The 8,478-nt window shown below is 62.0% G+C and carries 12 protein-coding genes and 1 pseudogene; 6 read left to right on the top strand and 7 right to left on the bottom strand.

Annotated features, from left to right (window positions below; all coding sequences use genetic code 11):
- Positions 1-270: pseudogene (locus tag BG842_RS18510) on the bottom strand (molecular chaperone DnaJ); the annotation flags it as partial.
- A gap of 257 nt (positions 271-527) precedes the next feature.
- Between BG842_RS18510 and BG842_RS18505 the strand changes: the two are divergent.
- Entirely contained in the window at positions 528-1,055 is a 528-nt protein-coding gene (locus BG842_RS18505) for a hypothetical protein (RefSeq protein ID WP_069451933.1), read from the top strand.
- 21 nt (positions 1,056-1,076) lie between these two features.
- On the opposite strand, the gene BG842_RS18500 is transcribed toward BG842_RS18505, so the two are convergent.
- The 5 genes from BG842_RS18500 to BG842_RS18480 are packed head-to-tail and all read right to left on the bottom strand — an operon-like array spanning position 1,077 to position 3,276.
- Complete coding sequence (locus BG842_RS18500; RefSeq protein WP_069451932.1) at positions 1,077-1,835, bottom strand: proteasome assembly chaperone family protein; 759 nt, start codon at positions 1,833-1,835, stop codon at positions 1,077-1,079.
- Positions 1,836-1,840: 5 nt separating this feature from the next.
- Complete coding sequence (locus tag BG842_RS18495) at positions 1,841-2,023, bottom strand: RNA-protein complex protein Nop10 (RefSeq protein ID WP_007978250.1); 183 nt, start codon at positions 2,021-2,023, stop codon at positions 1,841-1,843.
- On the bottom strand, positions 2,020-2,820 hold the full coding sequence (locus tag BG842_RS18490; protein WP_069451931.1) for a translation initiation factor IF-2 subunit alpha: 801 nt from the start codon (positions 2,818-2,820) through the stop codon (positions 2,020-2,022). The genes BG842_RS18495 and BG842_RS18490 overlap by 4 nt, the downstream gene beginning before the upstream one ends.
- Entirely contained in the window at positions 2,817-2,990 is a 174-nt protein-coding gene (locus BG842_RS18485; RefSeq protein ID WP_007978247.1) for a 30S ribosomal protein S27e, read from the bottom strand. Before BG842_RS18485 ends, BG842_RS18490 begins: the two co-directional genes overlap by 4 nt.
- Before the next feature lie 4 nt (positions 2,991-2,994).
- Positions 2,995-3,276 carry a 50S ribosomal protein L44e gene (locus BG842_RS18480; protein WP_007978245.1) on the bottom strand — a complete coding sequence of 94 codons (282 nt, stop codon included), beginning with the start codon at positions 3,274-3,276 and terminating at the stop codon, positions 2,995-2,997.
- 169 nt (positions 3,277-3,445) lie between these two features.
- On the opposite strand from BG842_RS18480, the gene BG842_RS18475 reads away from it, so the two are divergent.
- The 5 genes from BG842_RS18475 to BG842_RS18455 all read left to right on the top strand — a co-directional run bounded on the left by BG842_RS18475 (position 3,446) and on the right by BG842_RS18455 (position 7,519).
- Positions 3,446-4,348: a twin-arginine translocation signal domain-containing protein gene (locus tag BG842_RS18475; RefSeq protein WP_069451930.1), complete on the top strand. Its 903-nt coding sequence runs from the start codon at positions 3,446-3,448 to the stop codon at positions 4,346-4,348.
- An 11-nt stretch (positions 4,349-4,359) separates the two neighbouring features.
- On the top strand, positions 4,360-5,259 hold the full coding sequence (locus BG842_RS18470; protein ID WP_069451929.1) for an alpha/beta hydrolase: 900 nt from the start codon (positions 4,360-4,362) through the stop codon (positions 5,257-5,259).
- Positions 5,260-5,351: 92 nt separating this feature from the next.
- On the top strand, positions 5,352-5,621 hold the full coding sequence (locus BG842_RS18465; protein WP_069451928.1) for an HAH_0734 family protein: 270 nt from the start codon (positions 5,352-5,354) through the stop codon (positions 5,619-5,621).
- A gap of 357 nt (positions 5,622-5,978) precedes the next feature.
- The gene (locus tag BG842_RS18460) at positions 5,979-7,145 is read left to right on the top strand and encodes a thiolase domain-containing protein (RefSeq protein ID WP_069451927.1); all 1,167 of its coding nucleotides are present in this window, start codon (positions 5,979-5,981) and stop codon (positions 7,143-7,145) included.
- Complete coding sequence (locus BG842_RS18455) at positions 7,142-7,519, top strand: Zn-ribbon domain-containing OB-fold protein (protein ID WP_069451926.1); 378 nt, start codon at positions 7,142-7,144, stop codon at positions 7,517-7,519. Before BG842_RS18460 ends, BG842_RS18455 begins: the two co-directional genes overlap by 4 nt.
- Here the strand turns inward: BG842_RS18455 and BG842_RS18450 are convergent.
- Positions 7,496-8,434 (bottom strand): alpha/beta fold hydrolase, encoded by a 939-nt coding sequence (locus BG842_RS18450; RefSeq protein ID WP_069451925.1) that lies wholly within the window; start codon positions 8,432-8,434, stop codon positions 7,496-7,498. The two genes, BG842_RS18455 and BG842_RS18450, sit on opposite strands and share 24 nt — an antisense overlap.
- Positions 8,435-8,478 lie beyond the last annotated feature (44 nt).

Here is an 8,478-nt window from a genome sequence, read left to right as displayed (position 1 = left end):
GGCTCGCGCGTCGAAGGTGATGGCGACGTCCCGCTCGGGAAGGTAAAACGCGACGTGTTGGCCCTCCACGAAGTGGTCCTCGGCGAAGTTCTCGTCGATGGCGCGGAGATACTGACGGATTTCGATCCGTCGCCGCCCCTCCCCGAAGATGTAGGTGGCGTTCGTGGACTGGCGCGTCGGAAACAGCCGAACGCCGACGACGAAGATTCCGGCGATGACGACAGCGGCCGCTAGCGTGAGCCACAAGCCGAGGACCAGCCAGTCTGGCATGCTATGCGTGTAGGACTCGAACGGTAATCAAATCCTCGCCAAACGAGACGCTCGGTGACGCGTTCGGAGGGAAGAAACGGAGACATCCCCGGTCGAACGGTGTTCGCACCGATAGACCAATAACCGGACGAGGACAGCACATTGCGAAAAGAACATTCATGAAATAAATACTAGACCGGTGGCAAAGTTAATACCCTTGGTTATAATATATGTGCGTGTATCGGACCCAGAGATAATATCATGTTTGCCTCCAAGCCATGAAACTCACCGAACCGGAGACGAAAGGGGAACTCGACGAGAGTCAGATCCATAACGTCTTGCGGAACGAGCGACGGCGCGAAACGATTCGCTATCTCCGGGAGACAGGAGATTCACTGGCTGTCGATGACCTCGCCGAACACATCGCCACGGTGGAAACCGGCGAGTCACCGCCACCACGAAACGTCAGAAAGAGCGTCTACGTCTCGCTCCACCAGACGCACCTCCCGAAGCTCGATGACCTCGGTATCGTGGAGTACGACCAGCAGTCGAAGGAGCTAACGCTCGAAGACCAAGCGCGACAGGTCGAGGTGTATATGGAAGTCGTCCCCGAACACGACGTCTCCTGGGCGACCTACTATCTCGGCCTCGGTCTGCTGGAGTTCGTCGTTTTGTTCGCGGCGAAACTCAACCTCTTCTCGATACGAATGCTCGACTTCGAGTTCTGGACGTGGTTCTTTCTCACGTTCTTCCTCGTTTCCGCAGTGTATCATATCTACAACGGACAGGAGCGCTCGCTATTTTAACCGGCGAAATCGGAGGGCCGCTTAGCCGATGTACCGGAGGTCGTCGTCGGACGCGATAGGAGCCTGTTGAGACTCCATCTCCTCGATTTTGTTGACGACCTCTTCCATCTCTTCCGCACGGTCTTCGAGCGAGCTGAAATCGACTTCGAAGTCGAGCATCGTCTGGAGGACTTCGAGCACCGCCTGTGCGCTCTTCGGGTCGACCAGATAGCCGCTCGTCTCGCCCATCAGGCACGTCGCTTCGAGACCCCGCCGTCCGCCGAGGCCGAGCAGGAGACCGCTCGTCCCGACGATGCCGCCCGCGGGTTCGTCCTCGCGGAACTCGACGCCCGCGTCTTCGAGCTCGTCCACGAAGTCCGTGGTCGCAGCCGCGCCGAGCACGGCGTACTCCTCGATGAGTTCGCCGGTCGGCACGCCGCCGAGCGCGAAGACGCGTTCGACGCCGAACTCGTCGGCGATGTCGAGAAACGCGTTCGTCAAGCGATAGTGACCGACGGAATCCTGTGCTTGATAGTCGCCGGTGAGGACGAGGACGTCCTGTTCGTCGAGGGTCAGGGCGTAGAGTTCGATACAAACCAACGAGGCGGTGCCGTCGTCACCGACGCCAACCTGCGGCGGGAGGTGTTCGGAGTACACCCGTCGAACGAGCTCGCTCTCTTTCTCTTCGAGTAGATGCTCGACGACGAGTTTGCCGACGTGACCGACGCCCGGCAGTCCTTCGATGAGGACGGGGGCTTCCAAATCGGGATTGGCGACGATTTCGATGTCGATTTCGTCCATGTACCTTATTCGTGGGCGCGCCGCTTAAGTGCGCGTCGGTACTCCCCGTACGGGTCGTCGGGGTCGAACGGTGCGGGTGCGCTGTTTACGGCCTCGGCTCCGCACTTCGGACACGTCGCAGAAAGGGTGTACACCGGGCGGTCGTGTTCGGCGTTCCACGCGGAACACACCCGGATGTTCGATTTCATTCGTCGTCGGTGTGACGTTCGCGGTGGAAGTCGGCGGTGCCGGAAATGTCTTCCATCACGACCTCGGCACGACGGACGCTCTCTTCGAGCTGGGACTCCGCCGTCTTGTAGTTCGGTGCCTTGACGCGAACCCGGTATTCGGGCGCACCGACGTAGGTCACGTCGAGTTCCACTTCGTCGGGAATGTCGCCGTTGCCTTCCGCGGCCTTGAGCGCTTCCTTGATGCCGTCAACGCCGTCCTTCCCCGGATTGCGGAGGTCGACGTAGCCGGTGACGGTGACGTAGGGAACCGAGACGTTTTCGCGGGCGGTTTCGACCAGTCGCTCGACGTCCTCGTCCGCGAGGTCGGTGTCGTCGAGCGCTTCAGGACCGTGAATCGCCGCCTGTTCGAAGCCGTCGTAGATGCTGCCGAACTCAGCGAGGAGTTCGTTTGCGACGTGCGTGTACTGCTCGTCGCCCATGTCCTCGCCGAATGCGAGCGACATCCACTTATCGGCCTTCTGCTCGTTCTTCCAGTCCTGAATCTTATCGCTGTGCTGATGTTCGTTGACGTCCTTGATGGAGAGGTCTATCTGCTGTGACCCCTCGTCCACGTCGAGCACCTTGCAGACGACGGTCTGTCCGGTGTTCACGTGATCGCGGACGTTTTTGATCCAGCCACTGGCGACCTCGCTGACGTGAACGAGACCACGCTTGTCCTCGTACTCTTCGAGGTCAACGAAGACCCCGAAGTCCTCTATCTCGTCGACCTTACCGACGACGAGTTCGCCAGTATCGGGCCAGCCACTGTATTTCATCGGGATGCTATGGTTTCCACAACGTCGCCGTCGATTTCGGCCTTGCCGCCGGTCGGCGTGGCGAGCTTGTGACCGCAGACGACGCAGTTGATTTCGCTTGCCGCCTTTCCGAAGACGGTCTGTTCGTTCTCACAGTCCGGGCACTGCACTTTGTAGAAGTTTCCTGCCATTGTTTTACTCCTGGAATTCGAGTCGGCCAGCACGCCATCCGGGACGGAGGTGTGCTTTGCCACACTCGCTGCAACGGTACTTCAAGTCGGTCTTCTTCGTCGGTTTGTCCCCACCGGGCACCTTCGAGAAACCACCGGCGTTACCGATGACGGCTTTGCCGCGCTTCTGCTGGCGAGCGTCCCACTTCATGCCGGTTCGTCGGCCGGAGCGGACCTTCTCGACTTCGTGTTCGTGGTGTGAGTGACAGTGCGGACAGTACGTGTTAAATCGACGTGGCATCTGCATAGATATCGACCTTACGGAGAAATTGCGCGTCGGGACTTAAAACCCGTTTGGTTTCCGCTTCGGGAGAGCGAGAACACGGATATATAGTTCTTCCCGTGAGTCAGTTTTATTCTATTGTAGAAATAAAAATTTTGAAGTCGGAAGGTGTTGAAAGAGTGTGTGGACATCGATGACAAACATCAATCGACGACGATTTCTCAAGCAAACAGGCGTAACGGCGACCGGACTCGCGGTGCTCGGAGCGGGGACCGCGAGCGCTGAACGGTACGGCATCCCCATCGTCTCGACGCGGGGTCACTTCGACGACGACGGCAACCTCACCGCGGGCCACACGCAGACGGGGTACGACACGACGGGCGACGTGCCGGGCGTCGATACCGGCTGTGTGGACGAACTGACCGTCTTCATCCACGGCTGGCACAAATCCGGCGATACGCCCGAGCAGAACGCGAAGGACAAGTTCCTCTCGGCGAAGAACAACCTCGAAGCCGCGGGCTACGACGGTACGCTCGTCGGCTATTCGTGGGACAACGACGCGGGCGGCGGTGTCGACTTCGGCTGGGGCGAAGCCCAAACCGTCGCGCAGAAAAACGGCGTCAAACTCGCGCAGTTCGCCGTGGACCTCAAATACTACTGTCCGAACGTGACGCTCCGCTTTTCCAGTCACTCGCTCGGCGCGCAGGTGCTCTTGAGTTCGCTTCGCTCGCTCGACGTGACCTCGTGGTGGACCGACAGGGGTTACGAGGTGGACTCCGTTCACATGCTCGGCGCGGCACAGGACAACGAAGCGCCGACCACGGAGTGGATGGACACCTACAACGCCATCACGAACCAGACGGCGGCGACGTTCAACTACCACAACGAGGCCGACGACGTGCTCCAGTGGGTGTACAACACCATCGAGTTCGACCAAGCGCTCGGCGAAACGGGTTACGAGGACGGCAACACTCCCGCCCCGAACTACGTCGAGTACGACGCGACCTCGCAGGTCGGCGACGACCACTCGAACTATCTCGACACCCTCGGCGATGAGATTGTTTACCACATGAACCACGTCTCGTCCTACGTCTGAGGTGACTCGACATGACGGAATTCACCCGCAGACGATACGTGCAAAGCGCGACGGCGGCGACCGCGGGCCTCGGCGTCCTCGGCGCGGCCGGGGTTGCGTCGGCCAGCGGCTATTCGGTCATCTCGACTCGCGGTCACTACAACGGCGATGGCGACCTCAACTCGGGCTACTCGGTGTTGGACTACGAGACGGACGGAAGCGTTCCCGGTGAGGACACTGGATGCGTGAGCGAACTCACCGTCCACGTCCACGGCTACGACAACGACGAGCAGGCCGCGCTGACCAACTTCCAAGAGGCCTACGACAATCTCACCGGCGCGGGATACGGCGGCGAAATCGCGGGCTTCACGTGGGATTCGAACGCTCCCAACAAGTACGACCCGCTCGACTGGGGCGGCTTCGGCACCGGACAGGAGATCGCCCAACAGAACAGCTACGCACTCGCGCAGTTCGCGCTCAACTACAAGTACTGGTGTCCGAACAGCGACCTCCGACTCACCTGTCACTCCCTCGGTGCACAGGTGGTATTGAACGCGCTCCGAATCCTGAACGTGAACGACGACTGGAACGGTGGGAACTACCGATTCGCCAGCGTTCACATGCTCGGCGCGGCACAGGACAACGAAGCGCCGACCACGGAGTGGATGGACACCTACAACGCCATCAGCGACGAAACCGTCGCCACCTTCGGCTATCACAGCGAGGACGATAGCACGCTCCAGAACCTCTACTGGCCCCGCGAACTCGACCGCGCGCTCGGCGAGACGGGCTACGAGGACGGCAACACGCCCGCTCCGAACTACGTCGAGAACGACGTGACATCGCAGGTCGGGTCGGACCATTCGAGCTACATGGTCAACTGCGCTGACGAAATCGTGTATCACATGGCCAACGACTCCTACTACGGCTAACGGAGCGCGGACGAGGAGGAAACGCGGACGAGGGGGCGACGTGGAAAGGCGGTTGCGAAGCGCTTAATTGACCGCCTTACAAATCGCCACGTATGAAGCGGCTCATCATCCACGGGGACCCCGGTATCCGCAAGAACGCCATCATCGACTACGACGACGAGGAGCAGGTCTGTTTCTCCATCAGCCGTCAGGGCGACTGGCACGGCCCGGACGAACCCCAGTTGTGGTGCGTCATCGGTGCCGAAGAGGAACGCGGCGATTTCGAGCGCCGAAACTACGTCCCCCACTGGCTCGACACCGAATCCATCGACGCCGGTGCCGTCGAAGTCGTCAAACACGCCGACGAACTCGCGGTCGAATAGTTCGACCCGATTTCGGCTTCTCTCTCCTCCCCGCACAGTCACTTCACCCACGGGACCGAACCGCTCGGTTCCCCTCTCTGACTCACGAGCGACTGGCGAGTCTCCCGCTCGGAAGCCGTGCTAACACCGCGAAAAGTGCACGACGGTACCGGTGTGCACGCCGGACGATTCCCGCGACGGTTCACGAACTGTCGATTTCCCGCCGAATCGGTCGGTTTCGAAAATTAATTACGAATTCGCCGGCACCAAACTGCCCATTCGTGCAGAAGTTCGATGGACAACCGGCTGAAATTTCTGCCATTCGCCTGGAAATCGAAAGGAGTGGCTTTCTTAACCGCGCCGCTCGTACGTTCTCCCATGACAGGCGTTCGGATTGCGGGAGTCGGATTGACTCACTTCGGGAAGCATCCCGAGCGGACCGGCAGAGACCTCTTCGCCGAAGCGAGCGACAGCGCGTTCGCCGACGCCGAGGTTTCCCGGGACGACATCGAGGCACTCTACTACGGGAACTTCATGGGCGAACTGGCCGAGCATCAGGGTCACCAAGGGCCGCTGATGGCCGAGGCCGCAGGCGTTCGCGCCCCGGCGACGCGTTACGAGAGCGCGTGTGCGTCGAGCGGCGTCGCCATACGGCAGGCCGTCAAGGACGTTCGGAACGGGGAAGCCGACGCCATCCTCGTCGGCGGTGCGGAGCGGATGAACAACCTCGGAACGGCGAAGACGACGGAAGCCCTCGCCATCGCGGCCGACGACCTCTACGAGGTGCGGGCCGGGATGACGTTCCCCGGCGCGTACGCGCTGATGGCGCGGGCCTACTTCGAGCAGTACGGCGGGTCGCGCGAGGATTTGGCCCACATCGCGGTCAAAAACCACGAGAACGCCGTGCCGAACGAACACGCCCAGTTCCAGCGAGAGATAGAACTCGAAGAGGCGCTCGACGCGCCGATGATCGCCGAACCCCTCGGCCTGTTCGACGCCTGCCCCATCACGGACGGGGCGGCCGCCGTCGTCCTCGTCAGCGACGAGTACGCCGGGGAACACGACCTGTACGCGCCGGTTTCCGTCACCGGAACCGGACAGGGCGGCGACCGGATGGCGCTACAGGGACGCGACCACCTCGCTCGCTCGCCCGCTGCGGAGGAGGCCGCCGAGGAAGCCTACGCGGAGGCGGAAATCGACGGCGGAGACGTGGACGTGGCCGAGGTCCACGACTGTTTCACCATCGCGGAAGTGCTGGCGCTCGAAGCCCTCGACTTCTACGCGCCCGGCGAGGGAATCGGTGCGGCGCGGCGCGGCGAGACGACCCGCGACGGCGACCGACCGGTCAACCTCTCCGGCGGCCTAAAGGCGAAGGGCCACCCGGTCGGCGCGACGGGTGCCAGCCAACTGGTCGAGATGACGCGCATCCTGCGCGGCGACCACCCCAACAGCGACGCCGTACCGGACGCGACGGTCGGCGTCACCCACAACGCGGGTGGCACGGTCGCCAGTGCGACGGTTCACGTTTTGGAGGTCGAACAATGAGCGAGAACGAACACGGAAACAGCGGCTACGACGAGTGGTTGGACGCAATCGACGAGGGCGACGCGTACTACCTCGAATGTCCGAACGGACACGGGTCGCTCCCGCCGCGTCGAATCTGCCCCGAGTGTGGCGAAACGAATCTCGAAGACACGCCGCTCCCCGAAACGGGCGACATCGACACGTACACCGTCATCCACGTTGCAACGCCGTCGTTCGCGGACGACGCGCCGTACACGACGGCCATCGCCGACTTCGGACCGGTCCGCGTCACCGCGATGGCACCCGACGACGTGGAAGTCGGGGAGTCGGTGTCGCTGACGGTCGGCGAATCGAAAACGAACGGCGACCGCCTACTGCAGTTCGAGCGGTTCTAGTTCGTCGAACAGCACGTCCAAGAACGGACCGGGGTGTTCGACGTGCGGAAGCAGTCGCGCCTCGTCAAACACGATGAGGCGCGTATCCCCTTCGTCGGCGAGTTCTTGCCCGTCTTCGAGCGGCGTGACTTTCGCGTCCCGTCCCCAGACGAGCGTCACCGGCACGTCCACCCGCGGGAGTTCGTCGCCGAGGTCGGCGTCAGGGTTGAGATAGCCAGAGACGAACGACGCCGGGGCGAACCGCGCGCCCGGTTGGTGGGCGGTCTGCCACTCGAACTCCACGTCCTTCTCCGTGTACGACACCTCGGTGAAATAGCCGTCACGGTCGTTGAACCGACGAATCGAACGCTTGCTGGCGAGCGCGTTGAACAGCGCGGTCCCGACGAGCGGCGAGCGAACGAGCGTTCGAAGCCATCCGCGACGTGCCCCGACATCGTCGGTCGGACAAATCAGCTCCAGTTGGGAGAACGCACCCGTCTCGACCTGTGCGATCACGGCGTAGGCCCCGGAGAGTGACGACGCGAGACAGATGGCGTCGTCCGTCATGTCGTCCGCAAAGTCCACGACGAACGAGGTGTAGAGCGAGGCGGTGTAGTCCACTGGCGGGCGCGACGACCGGCCGAATCCGGGCAGGTCGGGCGCGATGACGTGATATTTCCGCGCGAGTTGCTTGAATATCTGGTCGAACTCCTTGTTCGACGCGGCGGCGTGGATGCCGTGGAGCAGGAGGACGTCGGGGGCCTCCGGGTCGCCCGCCTCAGTGTAGGCGACGTCGAATCCGCGCCAGCGATAGGTTCCCTGATACCCTTCTAGCGGCGGGTCGAGCGGGTCGGCACGCGCCGCAAGCGTTCGATTGACGAGTGCTGTGAGACCGACGCCACCGGCGGTCGCCGTGGCGAGTCGTCGAAGATTCATACCTAAAAGGGGAACGCGAACGGGTTTATCCGTTATGCCAGCAA

Source organism: Haladaptatus sp. W1 (assembly GCF_001723155.1).
Lineage (GTDB): Archaea > Halobacteriota > Halobacteria > Halobacteriales > Haladaptataceae > Haladaptatus > Haladaptatus paucihalophilus.
This window is presented reverse-complemented; position numbering and strand designations above follow the sequence as displayed.